This is a genomic window from Mesonia profundi (assembly GCF_031085155.1).
GTDB classification, from domain to species: domain Bacteria; phylum Bacteroidota; class Bacteroidia; order Flavobacteriales; family Flavobacteriaceae; genus Mesonia; species Mesonia profundi.
Genome location: NZ_JAVHUL010000031.1, coordinates 17079 through 38222, shown reverse-complemented (window position 1 = coordinate 38222; position 21144 = coordinate 17079). Strand labels below are relative to the sequence as shown.

At 35.6% G+C, this 21144-nt stretch carries 22 protein-coding genes and 1 pseudogene; 11 read left to right on the top strand and 12 right to left on the bottom strand.

Annotated elements, in window-relative coordinates; all coding sequences use genetic code 11:
- The first annotated feature begins 60 nt into the window (after positions 1 to 60).
- From RBU60_RS11025 to RBU60_RS11005, 5 genes and pseudogenes are all read left to right on the top strand, one after another.
- Positions 61 to 414 (top strand): hypothetical protein, encoded by a 354-nt coding sequence (locus tag RBU60_RS11025; RefSeq protein ID WP_308865075.1) that lies wholly within the window; start codon positions 61 to 63, stop codon positions 412 to 414.
- 9 nt (positions 415 to 423) lie between these two features.
- Positions 424 to 990, top strand: coding sequence for a hypothetical protein (locus RBU60_RS11020; protein WP_308865074.1), 567 nt, complete (start codon positions 424 to 426; stop codon positions 988 to 990).
- A pseudogene (locus tag RBU60_RS11015) lies at positions 972 to 1169 on the top strand (hydroxyacid dehydrogenase); the annotation flags it as partial. The gene RBU60_RS11020 and the pseudogene RBU60_RS11015, both read left to right, overlap by 19 nt.
- A 197-nt stretch (positions 1170 to 1366) precedes the next feature.
- Positions 1367 to 2995, top strand: a complete 1629-nt coding sequence (locus RBU60_RS11010; RefSeq protein ID WP_308865073.1) for a hypothetical protein — start codon at positions 1367 to 1369, stop codon at positions 2993 to 2995.
- Positions 2996 to 3000: 5 nt separating this feature from the next.
- Positions 3001 to 3504 carry a hypothetical protein gene (locus RBU60_RS11005; RefSeq protein ID WP_308865072.1) on the top strand — a complete coding sequence of 168 codons (504 nt, stop codon included), beginning with the start codon at positions 3001 to 3003 and terminating at the stop codon, positions 3502 to 3504.
- 544 nt (positions 3505 to 4048) lie between these two features.
- Here RBU60_RS11005 and RBU60_RS11000 read toward each other — a convergent pair.
- Positions 4049 to 4696 carry an SDR family oxidoreductase gene (locus RBU60_RS11000; RefSeq protein ID WP_308865070.1) on the bottom strand — a complete coding sequence of 216 codons (648 nt, stop codon included), beginning with the start codon at positions 4694 to 4696 and terminating at the stop codon, positions 4049 to 4051.
- A 135-nt stretch (positions 4697 to 4831) separates the two neighbouring features.
- Between RBU60_RS11000 and RBU60_RS10995 the strand changes: the two genes are divergently transcribed.
- A complete protein-coding gene (locus RBU60_RS10995) occupies positions 4832 to 5125 on the top strand; it encodes a hypothetical protein (RefSeq protein WP_308865069.1) in 294 nt (97 codons plus the stop codon).
- An 8-nt stretch (positions 5126 to 5133) separates the two neighbouring features.
- On the opposite strand, the gene RBU60_RS10990 is transcribed toward RBU60_RS10995, so the two are convergent.
- The 5 genes from RBU60_RS10990 to RBU60_RS10970 are packed head-to-tail and all read right to left on the bottom strand — an operon-like array spanning position 5134 to position 10849.
- Positions 5134 to 6195: a carboxypeptidase-like regulatory domain-containing protein gene (locus tag RBU60_RS10990; protein ID WP_308865078.1), complete on the bottom strand. Its 1062-nt coding sequence runs from the start codon at positions 6193 to 6195 to the stop codon at positions 5134 to 5136.
- A 34-nt stretch (positions 6196 to 6229) separates the two neighbouring features.
- Entirely contained in the window at positions 6230 to 7279 is a 1050-nt protein-coding gene (locus RBU60_RS10985) for a carboxypeptidase-like regulatory domain-containing protein (protein WP_308865068.1), read from the bottom strand.
- A complete protein-coding gene (locus tag RBU60_RS10980) occupies positions 7272 to 9080 on the bottom strand; it encodes a lysophospholipid acyltransferase family protein (RefSeq protein ID WP_308865066.1) in 1809 nt (602 codons plus the stop codon). The genes RBU60_RS10985 and RBU60_RS10980 overlap by 8 nt, the downstream gene beginning before the upstream one ends.
- Before the next feature lie 51 nt (positions 9081 to 9131).
- Complete coding sequence (locus RBU60_RS10975) at positions 9132 to 10376, bottom strand: aspartate kinase (RefSeq protein ID WP_308865065.1); 1245 nt, start codon at positions 10374 to 10376, stop codon at positions 9132 to 9134.
- The gene (locus RBU60_RS10970; RefSeq protein WP_308865064.1) at positions 10373 to 10849 is read right to left on the bottom strand and encodes a GNAT family N-acetyltransferase; all 477 of its coding nucleotides are present in this window, start codon (positions 10847 to 10849) and stop codon (positions 10373 to 10375) included. The genes RBU60_RS10975 and RBU60_RS10970 overlap by 4 nt, the downstream gene beginning before the upstream one ends.
- A 75-nt stretch (positions 10850 to 10924) precedes the next feature.
- Between RBU60_RS10970 and fbp the strand changes: the two genes are divergently transcribed.
- The gene (gene fbp, locus RBU60_RS10965; protein WP_308865063.1) at positions 10925 to 11923 is read left to right on the top strand and encodes a class 1 fructose-bisphosphatase; all 999 of its coding nucleotides are present in this window, start codon (positions 10925 to 10927) and stop codon (positions 11921 to 11923) included.
- Between the two features lie 210 nt (positions 11924 to 12133).
- Here the strand turns inward: fbp and RBU60_RS10960 are convergent, their stop codons facing one another.
- Positions 12134 to 12559, bottom strand: a complete 426-nt coding sequence (locus tag RBU60_RS10960; protein ID WP_308865061.1) for a tellurite resistance TerB family protein — start codon at positions 12557 to 12559, stop codon at positions 12134 to 12136.
- Between the two features lie 124 nt (positions 12560 to 12683).
- Positions 12684 to 12866 (bottom strand): hypothetical protein, encoded by a 183-nt coding sequence (locus RBU60_RS10955; protein WP_308865059.1) that lies wholly within the window; start codon positions 12864 to 12866, stop codon positions 12684 to 12686.
- Between the two features lie 103 nt (positions 12867 to 12969).
- Here RBU60_RS10955 and ileS point away from each other — a divergent pair, with 103 nt between their 5' ends.
- From ileS to RBU60_RS10935, 4 genes are all read left to right on the top strand, one after another.
- A complete protein-coding gene (gene ileS / locus RBU60_RS10950; protein WP_308865058.1) occupies positions 12970 to 16371 on the top strand; it encodes an isoleucine--tRNA ligase in 3402 nt (1133 codons plus the stop codon).
- Between the two features lie 4 nt (positions 16372 to 16375).
- Positions 16376 to 16756, top strand: a complete 381-nt coding sequence (locus tag RBU60_RS10945) for a TraR/DksA family transcriptional regulator (protein ID WP_308865057.1) — start codon at positions 16376 to 16378, stop codon at positions 16754 to 16756.
- A 63-nt stretch (positions 16757 to 16819) separates the two neighbouring features.
- Entirely contained in the window at positions 16820 to 17443 is a 624-nt protein-coding gene (locus RBU60_RS10940) for a DUF4097 family beta strand repeat-containing protein (protein WP_308865055.1), read from the top strand.
- 35 nt (positions 17444 to 17478) lie between these two features.
- Positions 17479 to 18081, top strand: coding sequence for a lipoprotein signal peptidase (locus tag RBU60_RS10935; RefSeq protein WP_308865054.1), 603 nt, complete (start codon positions 17479 to 17481; stop codon positions 18079 to 18081).
- Positions 18082 to 18189: 108 nt separating this feature from the next.
- Here RBU60_RS10935 and RBU60_RS10930 read toward each other — a convergent pair whose 3' ends face one another.
- The 4 genes from RBU60_RS10930 to RBU60_RS10915 are packed head-to-tail and all read right to left on the bottom strand — an operon-like array spanning position 18190 to position 21046.
- Positions 18190 to 18753, bottom strand: coding sequence for a 5-formyltetrahydrofolate cyclo-ligase (locus RBU60_RS10930; RefSeq protein ID WP_308865053.1), 564 nt, complete (start codon positions 18751 to 18753; stop codon positions 18190 to 18192).
- Between the two features lies 1 nt (position 18754).
- Positions 18755 to 19726: a succinylglutamate desuccinylase/aspartoacylase family protein gene (locus RBU60_RS10925; protein WP_308865051.1), complete on the bottom strand. Its 972-nt coding sequence runs from the start codon at positions 19724 to 19726 to the stop codon at positions 18755 to 18757.
- A 5-nt stretch (positions 19727 to 19731) separates the two neighbouring features.
- A complete protein-coding gene (rimK, locus tag RBU60_RS10920) occupies positions 19732 to 20604 on the bottom strand; it encodes a 30S ribosomal protein S6--L-glutamate ligase (RefSeq protein ID WP_308865050.1) in 873 nt (290 codons plus the stop codon).
- Positions 20605 to 20611: 7 nt separating this feature from the next.
- Positions 20612 to 21046 (bottom strand): ATP-dependent zinc protease family protein, encoded by a 435-nt coding sequence (locus tag RBU60_RS10915; RefSeq protein WP_308865048.1) that lies wholly within the window; start codon positions 21044 to 21046, stop codon positions 20612 to 20614.
- Positions 21047 to 21144 lie beyond the last annotated feature (98 nt).

The following is a 21144-nucleotide window of genomic DNA, read 5'->3' as shown; positions in this document are numbered from 1 at the left end:
ATAGCTAAAACAAGTTACTGATTATCAGTAAGATGAACAACTTTTTTCTTTTAAATCATAATGCACAACGGGTTATATAAGTATGCTTTAGACAATTCAACAAATGCTAATGACACTCATCACGGAATTTTTATACAAGAGAATGTTATTTCTGAAATAGCTGAGGGACTAAAAGAATATGGTGAAAATAATGGATATAATCTAAGTCCACAATATTATCAAGATATGGCCTGGGTTGATCTAACTCATATCGAGCAACCTTCTGGTTCGGGTAATTATATAATTAAACCTGCTTTTAATCAAGTTGTTCCTAACAATTCAGATCAACAAAGAATAATTAATAGATTAAATGCAGAAAAAAATAATCAATCAGTTGATGGTATACAACCAGAGGGAGCACAAGCATGTCCGTAAATATATGATATGAATTACTATTTTAAAATCATAATAAGTTTGTTTTTATTTGGATGTAAACCAATTTATATTTCAAAAAAAGATAAAGAAAGCTATAATGCTATAAATGAAACTATTTATGAGATTACTAAAACTAAAAAAGGTGTTGAAATTTATTTGTTTGAGAAGCCCATTCCAATTAATACAATGTTAGACAAGAATTTTTTCACAAAAACTTATTTAAAAGAAGTCTATGGGAATGGTGGAGTTTTAGGCGTTGACTCAGGCAAGATAAGCAATTTGATAAAAGAGATAGATTTAAATACAGTTGCCACTGAGAAAATAGACAAAGCTCAAAGGTGGGATTCTTCACAATTTAGATTTCCTTATAGATTTTTAAAAAAAAATATAAAAAACTCAATTCCAAAACATAAACAGAACAACTTATCAATGCCTTTGTTTGTCGGGAATAATTATTTTTTTATTTATACAGATTACTTTTGTGGCTCTGAATGTGGTCAAGGCTCTGTTGTTATTTTTAAAAAAATAAATGGACAATGGGAGCATTATGAAAGACTGCCTGTTTGGATTTCTTAGAATATGAAAAATCTTCCTTCGAGCATCTTTTTAGTGACCAGCATCAACTTCCAAAAGCCTTTCAATATCTTATTGAAGCAGATCATGTGTTGCTAAGTCCGCATATTGCAGGCTGGACGATAGAAAGCAAAGAAAAATTAGCACAGACGATTGTAGATAAAATTAAGCAGAAGTTTTAGGGTAATTATTTTTCAACTCAAGTGTCTGATAAAGGTATCAGTAAATCGCTCAAGAGAATAAAAACAAGCTTGAAAGTTGATCTTTATAAAAATTATGTTAACTTAGTGCTGATATAATTATAAAATCCAATTATTTATGAGGAAATTACATCGCTACATCGCTACATCGCTACATCGCTACATCGCTATTTCTGGTCTTGATTTTAAGCTTGACAGGTTGTGAGAAAGATGACTCTTTTAAAGAACAAGCAGGAGACCCGCAAGTAAATGCCATAGAAAGTGGCTTTAACATAGAATATGTAGAAAGCTCAGTCCTCTCAAAAAATGCTAATTTAGCAAAACAGCTTTCTAAGCTTTTAACCACCCCAGAAAATTTAATGGGTAAAGGGGGGCGTACAGAGTTAACCCTACATACCCAAATAGCCAAATACATTAGTACTGAAGATGGTAGTTACCAATCTTATACCTTTCACGTTTCTAATACGCCAGATGGTGTAGGACTAGAAAACATTTTATATGCCTCTTCAGATGGAGGTAAATCTTATAGGATTTATTTATTGGAATATCCCTATACCGAAGAAAAAATGATTAATAGTTTTGGATTAACTGGACCTTTTGATTTTAAGGGAGAACATATCACCTATTACCCACTAAATGAAGAAGCAAAAACCAATTCCGTTGATTGTATAATGCAAATCATGACGCAGTGCGGTGAAGGCAATCATAATGGAGGCTACTATCCTGATGGCAGTCCTTGTCCAGCACATGAAGCTCATTCTTCTTATTTAGATTGTTCTATAAGTTCTAGCGGAGGTCCTAGTGGTGGGGCAACTGGCCCTTATGTCCCTTTTAACCCATCTCCATTTAATGGTGGTGGTACTGGAACAGGTGGCGGAGGCAACCCATCTCCAGGAACCGAGGCAACCTCACCAATGTATCTACCCATGAAAAGCGTAATAAGAAAGTTGGCACCTTATGAAGATGAAGCAGAAGAAGATCATATAAAACAATGCTTGTCCAGTAATGCCAATATGACGATCCCGTTAGACATGTTTTTGGGAGAAAACCCAACACCAGAGCAAGAAGCTTTTGGGAAAGAGGCTATAAAAGCTAAGTGTGAAAATAGTGATGCAGAAGTGGAATTTGAGGATAGGATTATAAATGAGTTAGTAGGTAAAGAAAAATGTTTAGATGAACATTTAAAAGAGTCAGGTAACAATTTTGTACAAGATTTATTAGCCAATTTTGAAGGAGATGATTCCGAATTTGGTATAAACATTAAATCAAAAGACCAAGTCTTCTATACAGATGAAAATGGTAATACTTTGGAGGTTAGTGGAAAAACTAAATTTACCCCTACTAATAATATAATTGAGATAGAGATAAGTACATCAAAAGCAAATAATAGAAGGGCTCTACAAGTGGTAGGGACTTTATTGCACGAGTATATTCACGCCGATATTTTTAGGAAATTAAATACTCAACCACCTTCAAATGATGATTTAATTTTCAGAAATACTTATAATAGTTTTGAAGATAACAATTTTGAACCAACTCCAGCACATGAGACCATGGCTTCTCTCTATGTTAATTCGATGAAAGAAGCATTAAAAAGTTACCATATGACTGTTATGACGGGCGATTATAATTACCTATCAAATAATGGCCAGCTTGACCTTGATAATTTTTATGAAGCTTTAGCTTGGCAAGGTTTAAAGAACCATAATGTAGAAGCTTGGCAAAATATGCCTCAAAATCAAAAAGACGAAATAGATCAAGCCTATCAACAATATATTTTTGCTACCACTCATAATTGTCCAAACTAATTACTATGAAAAACTGTATAAGTATTATTATATTCATACTATTTGTAAAATGTACTTTTGCACAATCTGTATCCAATAGTCTTTTTTTAGTAGTAGATAGAGAGAACGATACTGTTTTTTTAAAGGGGAAAACGACGAAAAATTTTCGTTATAATAATAGTAATGAAAAAATGAATTGGAACTTGAGTTTTTATCATAATCATATTCCAAATAGTGTTTATAATAATTACAAGTATTTATTACCTAAAGAAATGATTATAGAATTAAAAAGAAAAGGAAATCTTGAAGACATTCAACTTTTTATGGCAAAACTCAACGATTTTAATATTAAAGAACTAGGACAATTTTTTAGTAAACATTATTCTTACTATTATGAATATCTAGAAAAGAGTAGAAAAAAGACCTTTAAACGCTATAACATTTTTATAGTTTACAAATCAGACTTAGATAAAACTTTTGTTCCCTGCTATGAGATGTCATTGTTGAAAAGCAGAATAGAAGTGCAATGATATTACAAAATTATTAGTTGTTTCCCGCTAGCGTTCATCTATGAAGAATGCGCACTGTGAGTGTTTATTTTATAATAAAAATTTTTATGAATTTATGAAAAACATAGATTTATGATAATAGAAAATATGCTTTGCAGGGCTATGCATAGCACTCGCAACAATTGAGTGCTAGCGGCGGTGGCGGTTACCATCCAATCTCCAGTTTTATTTGGAATATCGGAACCCGGCCTTTCCTGTTTGAGAAAGCTCTGGATGCCGATTAAAAAACAAAGAGAAATTAGCACAAACGATTGTAGATAAAATTAAGCGGAAGTATTGACTTTAAACTAGTCGTTTGCTAAAGCCTTACTTGGTCGTAGCCTTTCTTTAGTTTTGCACCGAGAGGCTTAATTTTTAAACGTAACATTTCCGTGGAAGCGAAATAATAATTTAATGTAATGTAATAGAAAAAGAGTAGCTTCAGGAAGCCTAATGATAACGTATGTAAAGCATAAAAAAATAGCCTTGTAGAATTCTACAAGGCTATTTTGTTTAAAGTGTTTATCTATTCTTTAAAAGAAATTTGATCAATTTCTTTTAAAGCAATTGGAGTAGCTTTATCCCCACTCAATATCTCAAAGGTTCTATTTTTAAGTAGATTAGGTTCTAGGCAGTCAATTAAAACTTGTGCTACATCTTGTCTTGGGATTTCACCGTATTCCCCTAACTTTTCTGCGGCTTTAATTTTATTGGTCTTTGCATTATTGGTTAGTGCACCGGAACGTACAATACTATGTTCTAAAAAACTTGTTCTTAAATGTTCATCCGCAGTTTTTTTGGCTTCTAAGTAAGACTTTAGATCTTCATTTTGAGAAGGGTCGTCCGCTCCCATAGAACTCAACATCACAAATTTTCTAACGCCCGCCGCCTTTGCCTGATCAATTAGATTAATGGCGCCATCGCGATCTACGCCTTCCACGTTTTTTCCTCCAGATCCTGCTGCAAAAATAACGCGATCTATACCTTTAACGGCTGGAGCAAGATCTCCTTCTAAGTCCCCCATCACACTTTTCACATTCATATTATCAAAAGTAGCTTGTTGCTCTTCTTTTCTTATCATCGCTATAGGCTCATAGCTGGAGTGATCTTGTAAATTTTTAACAATTTCTCTTCCTGTGGTTCCGTTGGCGCCTGCTATCAATACTTTTTCCATAATTTTTTATTTTAAAGATAGGATAAGTAGCTGCGACTGGGTATTAAGAAATCCTTAAATAACAAAGACTTAACGGAAACGAGTTAGCTTTAAGAAGATGTTTACTAACTTCATTCATTAAACAAGTGGAAATTAATGAAAACCTTACCAAAAAAATTAATTCTTGGAATCATCTTATTGGTAATTCCTTTAGTAAAATGGGTGTATTGGATCTTGCTTTTCAATAATAGTAACTCTTTTACAGAAGCAAAAAGTAGATTTGTAACTACTTATCCTTCTTTTTTACAAAGCAACTGGTTAAATAATATTTTACTTGTATTGGCTGTTCTTTTTTTGGCAAAAACACTTCCGAAGTATAAAATTCTAAGCTTTTTACTAATACTATTATCTACTGTATTATTGTTCCTGCAGTTTTGGGCAATGATGTAATAACCAATTTAGGGATAAGGTTGAAAGTCTAAAGGCAAAGATTTATCCATACCTTCTCTCCCAAACTTACCATCAAAAATGAGCGCATTCCATGGAAAGAAGTTACCCATCTCGTCAATCCCAAAATTATTCCTTGCAATAATAAGCGATGCATCATGAGGAAAACCTTTGGTTTCAAAGTCACTTATGGTACTTGGCAGAACTCTTAATGCCACTTTCCTATAAAAAACTAGAAATTTATTTGGCGGCATAACTTCCATAAAATTAAACTTTGGTGTAGATTTTATAGTGATCCAATTAGAATTCATATCAAATGTCGAAAAACCATTTTCCTCTAATTCATTCTTAGAAAGAGCACGCATAAAATGCAAAATGGATCCATAATAAAATTCATTTCTTCTTTTCTTGAATTTATTTCGAATTTTGTCAGGTTTTTGCAGGTCTTTAAATAAGGCAGTTCCGTAATATTCATAATGATCCATCACAGGGTGAGGGATTAGTTCATTCGCTTTTTGGTATAAAACTAACTTCTCTAAATAATAGGTTATTTCATAATCTAAATAATTATTTTTTATAATAAGAGGTTTTTCAGTAGTATAAGTGAATTTTAAACCGTCTTTTGAAGAAACTAATTTTACTACCTCAGGATTTAATATTTCTACTTTGTTTTTATAAGCGCCTTTTCCTAAGAAATAATGTTTGAATAGGTGTAAATGTTGATCTATTTCAAGTTCAGATTTTTTTTGTTGTAGGGTATTTTTTTTTCTTTTTTTATCTAAATAAATAACCACCGCATTCAAGTCTTCTTCTTGTTTAACAAGTATAAATTTTACATTTTTATTTTGGGGTGGATTGATCATTTTTTCCATTCTATAACCTAAATATTTAATAACTAAAGGACTTTTGGTTTTTTCTCTGCTTTTTAAAACAAAAAAACCGTTTTTGTTAGTTATGGTTCCATAGGTGGTTTTATCAAAAAAAACGGCAGCTCCCTCAATAGGTTTCTGTGTGACTGAATCAACTACAAAACCTCTTACAATTTGTTGCGCGAAGCTATTCCCGCTCAGCATTAAGAAGCATGTCATTAAGAGTAATAAAAGAGCTTTATTCATCTTTAGGTGGATTAATTTTATAATTTAAAGGAAGTAAAGAAGACATCTTTTGTTTTCCCATATCTCCACCAAAATACAAAGAATTGATCGGAGAGAAGTTTCCGTAAGCATCAATATATATTGTAGTAGAATTTTCGTCTACCTGAATAAACGATTGCTCAAAACCATCGTATAAAAGGATAAGCTTTTGTACTAAAATTTCTACGGAAGTGAGATTATTCGTTTTTATGATATCAAAACATTGATAAGGAGGCACTTCATTTTTCTTGTGTATAGTTTTGAACTTGTTTTCCTCTAATTCTTTAGATGCAAGGCTCCGCATAAAATGCAGAATAGAACCTTTATAAGTTTTCTCTCTTCGCTCTAAGAATTTTGTTCTGGTTTTATCTTTTAATTCTTTAAAAAAAGAAGTTCCCGCATAATATGACGAATGTTCGTTATAGTAAGTTTGTTTTTTCTCATCTTTTGTGAAATTCACTTTTTTAAAAAAGAGCTCAAATGCCATAAGATCATATTCGATCAAATAACTTAGGTATTTGTTTTGAACTTTTAATGGAACCTTACTAGAGGCTACCAATGTGTTGGAAGATGAAATAAACCTAAGTTGAACCTCCTCTTCGTTTAAAATTTTGGTCTTTTTATCTTTGTAATCTTCTCCCAGAAACCACTTTCTAAAATAAGCTAACTTTCTTTCTCTTGGCCAAGGGTCGTTCTCTATATAAACTTCTTCTAAATCGCTTACACCTTTTTTTAAAACAATAACTCCCAAATCTATACTAGAGATTTTAAAAGAAATAGTTCTCGTCTCTGAGGTATAACCTAACGAACTAATGAGGAGTGAGGCTTGTGTAGTTTGATCTATTTGTAGTGTAAACTCGCCTTTGGTGTTGGTGACCGTGCCAAAAGTAGTACCGTCAAAGTAGATATTAGCACTTTCAATAGGTTGTTGCGATTCGTCTATAACAACTCCTTTAATGCTATGTTGGGCTAAACCTGCAAGGCTCTGGAAACAAATAAGGAAGAAGACGATTCTTTTAGTCATCTTGCTGACTTATTTTTCGTTCCAATTCTTCCTGAAACTCTTCCATCACGGGTTTTACAGTGCTTTCGGGTAAATCGGCTATTCTTATGTACATGAGGCCATCTACAGAGTTGTTAAAAAGGGGGTCCACATTAAAGGCAATCACCTTCGCATTTTGCTTGATATACTTCTTTAATAAAACTGGCATTCTAATATTATCTGGCTCCAGCTCATCGATAAGCTTATCAAATTTGTTAAGATCGGCTTCAGTTTCATCAAATACAAAATCTTTGTCGGCGTCTTTTAGCTTTACCTTGTATTCTTTTTTAGGCCTTACGTATTGCGCCACATAAGGGTCATAATAATGAGATTTCATAAATTCAATCATCATGGATTTGGAAAACTCAGAAAATTTATTGCTAATGCTCACTCCGCCAATAAGGTATTTATGCTCGGGAAAGCGTAAGGTACAATGCACAATTCCTTTCCAGAGCAGAAAAAGAGGCATAGGTTTTTGTTGGTATTCTTTCACGATAAATGCCCGCCCCATCTCTATAGATTCGCTCATGAGTTTATACAATTCAGGTTCAAACCTAAAGAGTTGTTGTAGGTAGAAACCATCAATTCCATATTTAGGAAAAATCTTTAATCCAAATCCCATACGGTAAGAACCTACAATCTTATCCGCGTTAGCGTCATAAAGAAATAGGTGATGGTAAAAATCATCAAATTCATCTAAATCTGTAGGCTTATTGGTGCCTTCTCCAATGGCTCTAAAGGTAATTTCGCGCAGCCGGCCAATCTCTTTTACGATATTAGGGATTTCTTTTCTTTCGGCTAAGAAGACTTCATAATTTTTACTTACTAAAAGTCGTTTTTCGTTTTCTCTACAAAAGTCAATTTCCTTCTGCATTAGAAACTCAGAGGTTTCTTTTACAATCTGCTTTGGTTTGCTAGGAAATTTGATGTGTGTGGGGATGTTTTTAAGCAAGCTCTTTTTATCATCAAATCCGCTAGAAAGCATATAGGTTTTCTTTCTCAAGAAAAGGGTATACTCTTCTAAGCTTTCGTGTTGGTTTTGGTCTTCTACAGAAATGGGGTTTCCAATTCTTACTTTTATCTTTCGGTGCTTCTGGGTTAACATTTCTCCCGGTAACTTGGCGGTTCTAAACGTATCGTTGAGTTTCGCCAGCCGGTAAAAAGAACTACTGTTTTTAGCGTGAAAATAAATAGGAACTACGGGAACATTTGATTTTTGTATCAACTTCATCGCTTCTTGCAGCCAAGGTCTATCCACAATGGTTTTATCTACTTTATCTGTAGAGACTTCGCCCGCAGGGAAAATCCCTAAAGGGTGACCGTCTTTTAAATGTTGTATGGCTTCCTTAATTCCTAACATACTCGATTTTACTTCCTTTCTATCTTCAAAAGGATTAACTGGCATGATGTAAGGTTTTAAAGGCTCTAGACGATGCAATAAAAAATTAGCGATTATTTTATAATCATCTCGCTGTTTAATGAGGGTTTGCATGAGAATCATGCCATCAATTCCTCCTAGGGGATGATTAGAAATGCTAATAAAAGGACCTGTTTTAGGTATTCTTTTTAAATCCTTCTCGGGGATTTCGTAATCGACCTCTAAATGCTTTAAACAAGAGTCCAAAAATTCTGGGCCCGAAAGATGTTTACGGTCATCATAGATCTTATTGAGTGCATTTATTTTGGTTACCCTCATTAAAGCAGCACTTAAAGTGGTGCCTAATAAACCAAACTTGTTTAAGTTAAGTCCTTTAGCAACTTCTTTCGCAGTTACGATTCCCATTTATAGATTTGTTTGTCTACAAATATAGTAAAATAAGACTTTTACAAATTTTTATTCTTTAGTAACTAGTTGAACAGTCTCTCGAGTAAGCTGCTTTAATAAAACTTCTTTGTCTTTTTCTATTTGATTGATAGCACCTTCGGTGAAGTGCCGAATCGTATAAAGAGAAACACTTTTATTGAAAGAAACTCTATACTTGCCTTTTAAATGATTGATAAGCTCATCTACCTGGTTAAACCGATTATCTACCACTACAGAAAAACTAATGGCAGAGTTTTGTATCAAATCTACTTTGACTTGATACTGATGTAAAAGAGCAAATACCTCACTGATGTTTTCTTCTACAAAAAAAGAAAAGTCTAAGGCAGAAAGTGAAATCAATACCAAGTTTTTCTTGACGATAAAACAGGGAATAAGTGGATTGATTTTGTTTCCATTAGAAACAAGGGTTCCTGCTTTTTCGGGATAATAAAAGGACTTTACCAATAGGGGGATCTCTCTTTTTTGTAGCGGTTGCAAGGTTTTAGGATGTATAATGGAAGCTCCATAAAAAGCAAGTTCTATGGCCTCGGTATAAGAGACTTCATTTAAAAGTGTGGTATTTTCAAACACTCTAGGGTCGCCATTAAAAACACCATCTACATCTTTCCAAATGGTAACATCTTCCGCTTTGAGGCAATACGCAAAAATGGCCGCAGTATAATCACTTCCTTCCCTGCCAAGAGTGGTGGTGAAGTTATGAGCATCTGAAGCGATAAAGCCTTGGGTAATGTATAATTTGTCCTGTTCTATGGCGCTATTAATCTTCTCGCAAGTGGCATCCCAGTTTACTTTAGCATCTCGATAGACTTGATTTGTCTTAATCAGGTTTCTAGCATCTAACCACTTATTTCTAATATGATGATCTTCTAAATAGACACTTACAATACTTGTGCTTATCAATTCTCCAAAGGAAATCACTTGATCATAAACATAATCGTAGTTGGGAGATTTATTACGTCTTAAAAAAGATGCTAACTCTTCAAAAAACTGATTTACCTGCGGGTAAATACGATGAGAACTAGACTCAAACAAATCTTTTAAAATAGCTATATGATAGGATTTTAGGTAATCGAGATCAATTTTGTCTTCTTCAAAATAGATTTCAATTACTTTTTCTATGGCGTTGGTGATTTTTCCCATCGCCGAGATTACGACTACCTTATCTTTGATCCCCGTTTTTTGTAAGACAGAAGCTAGATTTCTTACGCCTTCTGCATCTTTGATGGAGGCGCCTCCAAATTTGAAAACTCTCATGAATCTAGAAAATTTTTGATGGAAACTTCGTCAAATTGTACCGTGTTCCATTCTTGCATCACATCTGCTCCGCTTTTTTTGTAAAACTCCACTGCACCCTCATTCCAATCGAGAACGACCCATTCTACACGTTTTACGTTTTGCTCTAAGGCATACCCCATCACTTTTTTGTATAAAGCGATTCCGAGTCCTTTTCCGCGAAAGCGTTCCCTAACTACTAAATCTTCTAAGTGAACCGTTTTTCCTTTCCACGTAGAATATCTAAAGTACACTAAGGCCATTCCTTCTATATTGCCTTCTATTTCGGCTACAAAACATTTAAAAAGGGGCTGTTCGCCGAAACCGTCTTTTTGTAATTGTTGCGCATCTATAACTACAGCTTCGGGTTCTTTTTCAAATAAGGCCAGTTCCTTGATGAGTTCTAGCACTTGCGGCATATCTTCTTGTTGGGATTCCCTTACATTTATCTTCATAGTATAATGCTTTGTGACAAAAATAGTGATTAGAATGTCTTTTTGCCTATTTTTGTGACATAAACCAACTATGAAATGGCAAAAAAGAATCAAACTTTAGGAGAATTTATCATTGAGAACCAAGCAGACTTTCAATATTCTTCGGGAGAGTTATCTAGATTAATCAACTCTATTCGTTTAGCTGCAAAAGTGGTGAACCACGAAGTAAATAAGGCAGGATTAGTAGATATTACAGGAGCTGCGGGAGAAGTGAACATTCAAGGTGAAGACCAGCAAAAATTAGATGTTTACGCCAATGACAAGTTTATACAGACGCTTACCAATAGAGAAATTGTCTGCGGAATAGCCTCAGAAGAGAATGATGATTTTATTACTATTTGTGGTCAAAAAGAAGATCATAATAATAAATATGTGGTGTTAATTGATCCGCTTGACGGAAGTTCAAACATAGATGTGAACGTTTCTGTAGGAACTATTTTCTCCATATATCGAAGAGTAACGCCTATGGGTAGCCCAGTAACTATAGATGATTTTCTTCAAGAAGGAAATCAGCAGGTAGCTGCGGGATATGTTGTTTATGGGACTTCTACGATGTTGGTCTATACCACGGGACACGGAGTAAACGGATTTACGTTAAATCCTGCTATAGGAACCTATTACCTATCGCACCCTAATATGCAATTTCCTGAAGATGGAAATATTTACTCCATCAATGAAGGTAATTATAATCATTTTCCGCAAGGCGTAAAAGATTATATCAAATACTGTCAAAATCAAGAAGACGGTCGTCCTTATACGGCTCGATATATAGGAAGTTTGGTATCAGACATTCATAGAAATATGATTAAAGGAGGAATTTATATTTATCCTAAAAGCTCTACGTCTTCTAACGGAAAATTGAGGTTGCTGTATGAATGTAACCCCATGGCATTTATAGTCGAGCAAGCTGGAGGTAAGGCAAGTGATGGGCACCAAAGAATTATGGACCTTAAACCTACGGAGCTGCACCAAAGAGTGCCATTTTTCTGCGGAAGTAAAAATATGGTAGAGAAAGCAGAAGAATTTATGAAATAAAAATAGCCTTCTCGAAAAAACCTTGTAGTGTTTTTCGAGAAAGCTATTTGTATATCCGCTTTCATTCCTAAAACTAGTTTTTGTCACCTTGAGCGGAGTCGAAAGGTTAAACAAAAACATCTCGACTCCGCTCGATGCGACATTAAAACTATTATTTGATTACGCTGGACACTGAATGTATATGGAATAATATATTATAAAAAAGGCTTTTTATTTTCTGTTTAAAAGATAGATGTAATCATCAAAAGGAAGAATGCCTCCTAAAATCTGATTCGATCTTTTAATGATTTTGTCCGAGTCTTCCGTAGAGAATCCTAAGCCTATTGCAAACCTCTTTAATAAGAAAGCTTCTTGCTCGTCCATCACGTGGTCCGCATAAATTACCGTAAGTAGATCATACAAACGTTCCAACATTTTTTCTCTCGTGTTGGGAGGGTTCATAGGAAAACCAGCAGGATTTTTAAGTATCTTGGCGTAATCTTCTTCGTTAATATCTAGCTTTCTAGCTAGACGTTGTAATACTTTTTCCTCTTCGGGATTAATCTCTCCATCTACGGATGCTAAAGTTACAATAGAAGCAAAGTGGCCTAGATTACGGGTATGTTCCCCTGTTCCAAATAAATCTGAAAATGACATAATTTCTTGTTTTATTAAAAAACAAATATACTTAAAACGTGTTATACTAAGCTTTAATATTTTGTGATAATATTTCGCTTTCGCGGAAAAAATATAGGATTGCTAAATAATACCAAGCTAACAATTACATGTGGTATTCAAACTCGTTCACTTTCCGCTCTATTTTTCCTGCTTGCTCAGGTCGGGTGAGTTGTACACAATTTCCGTAGCTATACTTCGACTTTGCTAAGCACGAGTGGCTATGCAAATCCATCGCAGCAGCATAGAACAAAAAACTAACTTCGTTCTCTGTATGACATTTCATCATTAAACTGGCGTAAGATGCAAATCCGTTTTAGTTTTTTTAGTTTCAGTTACTTCTGTTGAGCAAAAAACCTTAATTTTGCAAATCATTATGAAAGCGCATACTCATGAGTACAAAATTCCCTGAATATAAAGAACTTAACCTTCCTGTAGTAGCTAAGGAAATCTTAGCCTTTTGGAAGGAAGAGAAGATATTTGATAAAAGTGTAAGCACCAGAGAAGGTCAAGAGCCTTTTGTCTTTTTTGAAGGACCTCCATCAGCGAACGGTCTTCCTGGGATTCACCACGTGATGGCGCGTAGCATTAAAGATATTTTTTGTAGGTATAAAACTCAAAAAGGATATTTGGTGAAGCGTAAAGCAGGATGGGATACCCACGGTCTTCCGGTAGAATTGGGGGTAGAAAAAGAATTGGGGATTACCAAAGAAGATATCGGTAAAAAAATAAGTGTTGAAGAATATAACATAGCGTGTAAAAATGCCGTGATGCGCTATACCGACGTTTGGAAAAACCTTACCGAAGAAATGGGCTATTGGGTAAATATGGAAGATCCTTATGTTACCTACAAGTCCAAATACATGGAAACGGTTTGGTGGTTGCTTTCAGAAATTTATAAAAAAGGACTTATTTATAAAGGCTATACCATACAGCCTTATTCGCCAAAAGCAGGAACAGGCTTAAGCTCTCACGAGTTGAACCAACCCGGAACGTATCAAGATGTGACCGATACTACGGTGACCGCACAATTTAAAGCGGTTTCTCATACCTTGCCAGATGCCTTGGCAGAATATGGGGACATACATTTTATCGCTTGGACGACCACTCCTTGGACGTTGCCGAGTAACACTGCCTTAACGGTAGGGCCAAAGATTGAATATGCGCTCGTAAAAACCTATAACCAATATACGTTTGAGCCAGTACAAATTTTGGTTGCTAAGAATTTAGTGAGCAAACAATTTGATAAAAAATTCGCTGAAACTGAAAACGAAGAGCTCATCGATGCCTACAAACAGGGAGATAAGAAAATTCCTTACATGGTACTCGATACGTTTAAGGGGAAAGATTTGGTGGGTATAAAATATGAGCAATTATTGCCGTTTGCATTACCTTACGAAAATCCAGAAAATGCGTTTAGAATTATTGCTGGAGACTTTGTGACTACTGAGGACGGTACAGGAATCGTACATACTGCCCCTACCTTTGGAGCAGACGATGCCTTGGTAGCCAAACAAGCCCAACCAGAGATTCCGCCTATGTTGGTGAAAGACGATAACGACAATCTGGTTCCTTTAGTAGATTTACAAGGTAGATTTAGACCAGAAATGGCTGAATATGCTGGCAAATATGTCAAGAATGAATATTATGACGAGGAAGATGTACCAGAAAAATCGGTTGATGTAGAAATTGCCATTCAATTAAAAGAAGAAAATAAAGCTTTTAAAGTAGAGAAATATGTGCACAGTTACCCTAACTGCTGGCGTACAGATAAACCTATTTTATACTATCCGCTAGACTCTTGGTTCATTAAAGTAACCGAGGTGAAAGATCGTATGCACGAACTTAACAAAGGCATTAACTGGAAACCAAAATCTACCGGAGAAGGCCGTTTTGGAAACTGGTTGGCAAATGCTAACGATTGGAACCTTTCACGCTCTCGTTATTGGGGAATCCCTTTACCTATATGGCGTACCGAAGACGGGAAAGAAGAAATTCTTGTAGGTTCTATAGCCGAATTAAAACAAGAAATGCAGAAATCGGTGGAAGCTGGTTTTATGGAGAAGGACGCTTTCGCGGAATTTGAAAACGGTAATATGACCGATAAGAATTACGAAAAAGTAGATTTACATAAAAATGTGGTTGATAAAATTGTTCTCGTTTCTCCTTCCAGGAAGCCGATGAAAAGAGAAGCAGATCTTATTGATGTATGGTTCGACTCTGGTTCTATGCCTTATGCACAATGGCATTATCCTTTTGAAAATAAAGAACAAGTAGAAAACGGAGATAGAAAAGCCGATTTTATTGCTGAAGGGGTCGATCAAACTCGTGGTTGGTTTTATACCCTACACGCGATTGCGACCATGATTTTTGATGATGTGGCGTATAAGAATGTTGTTTCCAACGGATTGGTGCTCGACAAACATGGACAAAAAATGTCTAAGCGTTTAGGGAATGCCGCAGATCCTTTTGAGACCTTGGCCGCTTTTGGTCCAGATGCGACACGTTGGTATATGATTTCTAATGCCAACCCTTGGGATAATCTAAAATTTGATATTGAAGGAATCGCAGAAGTAAGAAGAAAGTTCTTTGGAACCTTGTATAATACCTACTCTTTCTTTATCTTATATGCTAATATCGACGAGTTCACGTATCAAGAAGAAGATATTGCGCTAGAAAAAAGACCAGAAATAGACCGTTGGATTTTATCTGAATTACACACCCTTATTGGGAGAGTAGATAAATTTTATGAAGAATATGAATCAACTCGTGCGGCGAGAGCCATTTCTGAGTTTGTTCAAGAGAATTTAAGCAACTGGTTTGTACGCTTAAGCAGAAGAAGATTCTGGAAAGGCGATTACCAGCAAGATAAAATTTCGGCTTACCAAACTTTATACACTTGTTTGGAAACGATAGCAAAATTAAGTGCGCCCATCGCTCCGTTTTATATGGACAGGTTATACAAGGATTTGACCCATACGACGCAAAAAGAAAGTTTTGAAAGCGTGCATTTAGCTGCTTTCCCAGAGCAAGACAAAAGCTTTATCGATAAGGCTTTAGAACGTAAGATGGAAAAAGCTCAAATTATTTCTTCTTTGGTGTTGTCGTTGCGTAAAAAAGAAATGATTAAAGTGCGCCAACCTTTACAACGAGTTATGATTCCTGTCTTGGATGACCAAGTGAGGGAAGAGATTCTAGCGGTAAAAGACTTAATTATGTCTGAAGTTAACGTAAAGGAAATTGAGTTAATCGATGATACTTCTGGGATCTTGGTGAAGAATATAAAACCTAACTTTAAGACCTTAGGTCCGCGTTTTGGAAAAGACATGAAACTGGTGGTTGCAGCGATAAACAAGCTGGAAGCTAGCGACATATCTAACATAGAAACGAAGGGCGAAATTTCTTTAGAGATTAACGGAAAAATGACTACTTTGCAGCTCGCAGATGTAGAAATTTCTTCTCAAGACATAGAAGGTTGGTTGGTTGCAAGTAATAGAGGAATAACAGTTGCTTTAGACGCTACGATTAGTGAAGACCTTAGAAAAGAAGGAGTTGCTCGGGAGTTAGTGAATAGAATTCAGAACTTAAGAAAAGATTCTGGTTTTGAAGTTACCGATAAAATTTTCGTTACCATAAAAAAAGACGGCGTGGTCGAGCAAGCAGTCTTGGATAATGAAGAGTATATAAAAAGTGAAACCCTTACTGCAAAGCTCGAACTAGCAGATAATATGGAAAAGGGTATGGAAGTTGCCTTTGATGATGTAAATACCATACTGGCCATAGAAAAACAATAATATTATGAGTACGAATAAAGTAGAAAGATATAGTGATGCGGATTTAGCCGAGTTTAAAGACTTAATTTTAGGCAAAATCGCTAAAGCAAATACCCAATTAGAAATGTATCAAAGTGCCTATATGAACGATAGTTCTAATGGTACAGATGATACTTCTCCTACCTTTAAAGCCTTTGATGAAGGTAGTGAGGTGATGAGTAAAGAAGCTAATTCACAATTGGCTATTCGTCAAGAGAAATTTATTAGAGATCTTAAAAATGCGCTCATCCGTATAGAAAACAAATCTTACGGTATCTGTCGTGTAACGGGTAAACTCATTCAGAAAGAAAGATTGTTATTGGTTCCTCATGCCACTTTAAGCATCGAAGCGAAAAACCTTCAATAGTAATAGTCAAAATTTATCTTTAAAACGCTCCTTTTTAGGAGCGTTTTTTGATACTATTTAGTTATGAGACACCTGTATTCTATCCTTATTTTTGCACTCGCTTTTTCGGCGAAAGCACAATCTGTAGTAGAGAAGATGATGGAAGTGAGTCATCTACAAGAATTTCATTTTAAGGTGGATGAGGTATTTAGTTTTTCTATTTCAACCAATCCGAATACGAAATACTTAAAAATAAAGTCTTTTTCTGAAGGGGAATATGCGCAAAATATAGGGATTCACTTTACGGAAGAAAATAAGGAAATGAAGATTCAGGCTGTTTTTCCTGAAGATTTGAGTAGCGGTTACGATAAGCTAAGTGCGCATAAAGTGTTTTCGGTGCGTTTGGAAATTGAAATCCCTGAAGATAAAACGGTAGTCATCCAATCTGATTTGGCTTCCGTTTACGGAAATGGAAATTATGAATTTTTTGAAGCAGAATTAACTTCAGGAAGATGTGAGTTGTCTCAGTTTTCTGGGAAAGCGATTATACATACCTTTAAAGGAGATATTGAGTTGCATACGTCAGAAAGAAATGTGAAAGCAGTTTCTAATCACGGAGAGGTAAACCTAGATTCTTATTTTAAAAAAGGAGATCAAATTTCTTTAAAAAGTATAGATGGTGATATAAATGTGAAGCATGAAGAATAAAAAATGTATTTTTACCGCCTTAAAATGCCAAATTCATGTCCATTAAGAAAGCGACACTCTTTATCCTCTTGATCTTATTGATAGATCAAATTTCTAAATTTTACATCAAAACCAATTTTGTATTGGGAGAAGATGTTCACGTCTTCGATTGGTTTAAGATTCTTTTTGTAGAAAATAATGGGATGGCCTGGGGAGCGCAAATTCCTGGAGAATATGGCAAACTAGCGCTAACCTTATTTAGATTGGTAGCCATTGTAGGGATAGGCTATTGGTTGTGGGATTCGGTACAAAAAAATGCTTCCAGAATTTTAATCAGTTCTATCTCCTTAATCTTTGCGGGAGCTTTAGGAAATATTATCGACTCGGTATTTTACGGACTTATATTTAACGACAGCGTTAACCAACTCGCGACTTTTATGCCAGCCGATGGTGGTTATGGAACCTTATTTCACGGGAAAGTGGTCGATATGCTTTACTTCCCCTTATGGAGTGGCATCTTACCCGAATGGATTCCGTTTTGGGGTGGGGAGTACTTTAGCTTTTTTGAGCCTGTTTTTAATATCGCAGATTCGGCCATTACTATTGGCGTTATTTTATTAATTATCTTCAATAAGAGAGCATTTCCTAAAGAAGAATAGGGATTATTAACTCGCTCAGAACTAATTTAATCTTAGGTCTAATAGCGCAGCGGCCCGCCCGAACGTATTGTCTCGATACGGGCAGGTCTATTATCTTAGGTCTTATTATTAAAACTTATGCACCTTCTCTGGTGTAACGCAATAATCCAAAGGAACATCTAGAGGAGAAGCTTGAATCGCTTGTGTTTCAGCTTCAAAGAAAGAAAGTCCAATCTTGATGACATTCGGGGAGCAGTTTTCTAAAAAGCGATCGTAAAAACCTTTTCCGTAGCCAATTCTATTTCCGTTAAGGTCAAATGCAAGAAGCGGTATAAACACGATTTCTAATTGCTGAGCTTGAATTTCGATGCCGTTTTGAGGCTCGGGAATCCCCCAGTCATTTACTTTTATGGGTGTGGAATCGGTCAATAAAAAATGCTGCATTTCTAAGGTTTTAAAATCACTTTTAGAAACGACGATGTTTTTATCTTTTCCGCTAAGGATGTGAAGAATAAACTCGGTATCTACCTCTTTGTGGGAAGCAATACTTAAAAAAAGATGATAAAATTGATAATCCCAAACGGATAAAGATAAGAGCTGATTGGCAATTGCCATGCTTTTTTCTTCTACCTCTTGAGAAGATAATGCGGCTCTTTTGGCTTTATACACTTTACGGATTTGATTTTTGGTCAACTTAAGAATGTTTGGAAATATGAAAAATGGCGTCTCCTTGATATACGATAGGCGCTTGATTGGCATTGATGATGTAACCTGTAGTGTTAGATTTTACTTTATGTCTAAACTCGCCATAGGGATCGGTGATAATGGCAATGTATTCTCCTTTTTCTACCGCTTTCCCAATAGGCACTTTAATATGTAGGAGTCCGCTGTATTTGGCTCTCACCCAGCTACTCTGTTCAATTAAAATAGTCTTGTTTTCTTTTTTAGGAACTTCTATATGGTCTTGAAGCATTTCTAGATGATCTAAGATGCGAATAACGCCATTTACGCCTTCTTTAGCAATGTCTACATTACTGTCGAGCGACTTCCCTCCTTCAAATAACAAAATAGGTTTTCCCATTTTAGCGCAGGCATCTCTAAAGGATTTAGAGATGTTCGCAGAGTACACCGTAAACGGAGCGTTAAAAATTTGAGCGTATTTCATGAGCTCCTCATCATTTTTTCTAACGCGAATTTGAGGAGCGTTAAAACGACTAGCTCCGCCGGTATGAAAATCTAAACATACATCTGCCACCGGTAAAATTTCTTGTACAAATTGATACGCAAATCGGCTGGCCAAAGCTCCTTTTTGAGATCCTGGGAACATTCTGTTAAGATCGCGACCATCGGGGAATTCTCGTTTTAAATTGAGAAACCCAAAGATGTTCACTACAGGAATACAGATTACCGTTCCCTTCTTGGTTTTATTTATTTTTTTAGAAATAATTTGGCGCACCACTTCAATCCCATTGATTTCATCCCCGTGAATTCCTGCGGTAAGTAAGACAATGGGGCCTGGGTTTTTTGAACGCTCTATGATAATAGGCACTTCTACCGGACTAGTGGTGAAAAGTTTTGCGGTATTAAAATTGATTCGAGCGCTTTCGCCTGGCTTAACCCGCTGTTCTAAAATAGTAAGAACATTCTTTTTATCGATGTAAGCCATACAGTTTAAATGTTTTTTTCGATGTATCTAATAATGGTTTTGGCGATGTCTTTTCCAGTAGCTTTTTCGATACCTTCTAATCCCGGAGAAGAATTCACCTCAAGAATTAAAGGTCCGCGTGTACTTTGTAACAAGTCTACTCCGGCAACCCCTAATCCCATGGCTTTACAAGCTTTTACAGCTGCAATTTCTTCTTCATCGGTGAGCTGAATCACTTCCGCAGATCCACCACGGTGCAAGTTAGATCTAAACTCTCCTTCTTTTCCTTGTCTTTTCATCGCACCTACGACGTGACCGTCAACTACAAAAGCTCTAATGTCGGCTCCTTTAGCTTCTTTGATAAACTCTTGGACGATTACACGGGCTTGTAAGCCGTTAAAAGCTTCAATTACAGATTCTGCTGCGTTCTTAGTTTCGGCCAATACCACACCAACCCCTTGTGTTCCTTCTAAAAGTTTGATGACTAGGGGCGTACCTCCTACTTGGTTGATGACCCCTTCTACATCTCTAGAGTAGTTGGTGAAAACCGTTTTGGGTAAACCTATTTTTGCACGAGACAATACTTGTAAACTTCTTAATTTGTCTCTACTTCTTACCAAAGCTTCAGACTCGGTAGTAGTAAAAGCGCCCATCATTTCAAATTGGCGTACTACAGCCGTACCATAAAACGTCACCGATGATCCAATTCTTGGAATAATGGCGTCTACATTTTCTATGTATGCACCTTTATAATAGATATTAGGATTTCTTTTTTCAATCACGATATCGCACTTAAGTGGATCAATAACCTCTACGTCGTGTTTTCTACTTTTCGCCGCTTCTACTAAACGCCGGGTAGAATATAGGTTGGTATTTCTGGATAGTATTTTAATGTTCATAATTGTGTTATTGATCTTGTTGTTGAAAGGATATGTCTTTTAATTGGGTATCTACAATAAATTTATTATTTAGAAATTTTCTTCCGATAAGGACAGGGAATCTCATCTCCTGTCGGTCGTTTAACGAGAGTGAAATCTTATAGGTCTTACCAAATAGTTGAATAGTAGATTTTACTTCGTAGCGTTTTTGGGCTAAGCCATTACTGCTTCTTACCGTTATTTTTTTATAGTCTTTAAACGTAAACTCCATCGAGTTGTATTGCGGATGGTCTTCGTCTAGAAAAGTACATGTAAGAATTCCTTTTTCTTCTACAATGTCTTTACAGTGAATAGAAGACGTATAGGCACCGGTATCAATTTTAATCGCGATTTCCTCGAGTTGTAATTCGGGAAAATTGACGATATCACTTCGGCCAATTATCTTTTTTTCTTTCTTATACATGGGGTAAATGTAACACTATAGAGGTTAGGATAATAAAATTTTTAGCAAGCTAATAATCATTTAATTTAATTAAAAATCTATAAAGCAAAAAGCCTAGC

Bases quoted from the DNA above. Each gene is read 5' to 3' on its own strand.
- RBU60_RS11025 (WP_308865075.1), top strand. From the start codon at position 61: ATGCACAACGGGTTATATAAGTATGCTTTAGACAATTCAACAAATGCT.
- RBU60_RS11020 (WP_308865074.1), top strand. From the start codon at position 424: ATGAATTACTATTTTAAAATCATAATAAGTTTGTTTTTATTTGGATGT.
- RBU60_RS11005 (WP_308865072.1), top strand. From the start codon at position 3,001: ATGAAAAACTGTATAAGTATTATTATATTCATACTATTTGTAAAATGT.
- RBU60_RS11000 (WP_308865070.1), bottom strand. From the start codon at position 4,696: ATGGAAAAAGTATTGATAGCAGGCGCCAACGGAACCACAGGAAGAGAA.
- RBU60_RS10995 (WP_308865069.1), top strand. From the start codon at position 4,832: ATGAAAACCTTACCAAAAAAATTAATTCTTGGAATCATCTTATTGGTA.
- RBU60_RS10990 (WP_308865078.1), bottom strand. From the start codon at position 6,195: ATGCTGAGCGGGAATAGCTTCGCGCAACAAATTGTAAGAGGTTTTGTA.
- RBU60_RS10985 (WP_308865068.1), bottom strand. From the start codon at position 7,279: ATGACTAAAAGAATCGTCTTCTTCCTTATTTGTTTCCAGAGCCTTGCA.
- RBU60_RS10980 (WP_308865066.1), bottom strand. From the start codon at position 9,080: ATGGGAATCGTAACTGCGAAAGAAGTTGCTAAAGGACTTAACTTAAAC.
- RBU60_RS10975 (WP_308865065.1), bottom strand. From the start codon at position 10,376: ATGAGAGTTTTCAAATTTGGAGGCGCCTCCATCAAAGATGCAGAAGGC.
- RBU60_RS10970 (WP_308865064.1), bottom strand. From the start codon at position 10,849: ATGAAGATAAATGTAAGGGAATCCCAACAAGAAGATATGCCGCAAGTG.
- fbp (WP_308865063.1), top strand. From the start codon at position 10,925: ATGGCAAAAAAGAATCAAACTTTAGGAGAATTTATCATTGAGAACCAA.
- RBU60_RS10960 (WP_308865061.1), bottom strand. From the start codon at position 12,559: ATGTCATTTTCAGATTTATTTGGAACAGGGGAACATACCCGTAATCTA.
- RBU60_RS10955 (WP_308865059.1), bottom strand. From the start codon at position 12,866: ATGATGAAATGTCATACAGAGAACGAAGTTAGTTTTTTGTTCTATGCT.
- ileS (WP_308865058.1), top strand. From the start codon at position 12,970: ATGAGTACAAAATTCCCTGAATATAAAGAACTTAACCTTCCTGTAGTA.
- RBU60_RS10945 (WP_308865057.1), top strand. From the start codon at position 16,376: ATGAGTACGAATAAAGTAGAAAGATATAGTGATGCGGATTTAGCCGAG.
- RBU60_RS10940 (WP_308865055.1), top strand. From the start codon at position 16,820: ATGAGACACCTGTATTCTATCCTTATTTTTGCACTCGCTTTTTCGGCG.
- RBU60_RS10935 (WP_308865054.1), top strand. From the start codon at position 17,479: ATGTCCATTAAGAAAGCGACACTCTTTATCCTCTTGATCTTATTGATA.
- RBU60_RS10925 (WP_308865051.1), bottom strand. From the start codon at position 19,726: ATGGCTTACATCGATAAAAAGAATGTTCTTACTATTTTAGAACAGCGG.
- rimK (WP_308865050.1), bottom strand. From the start codon at position 20,604: ATGAACATTAAAATACTATCCAGAAATACCAACCTATATTCTACCCGG.
- RBU60_RS10915 (WP_308865048.1), bottom strand. From the start codon at position 21,046: ATGTATAAGAAAGAAAAAAAGATAATTGGCCGAAGTGATATCGTCAAT.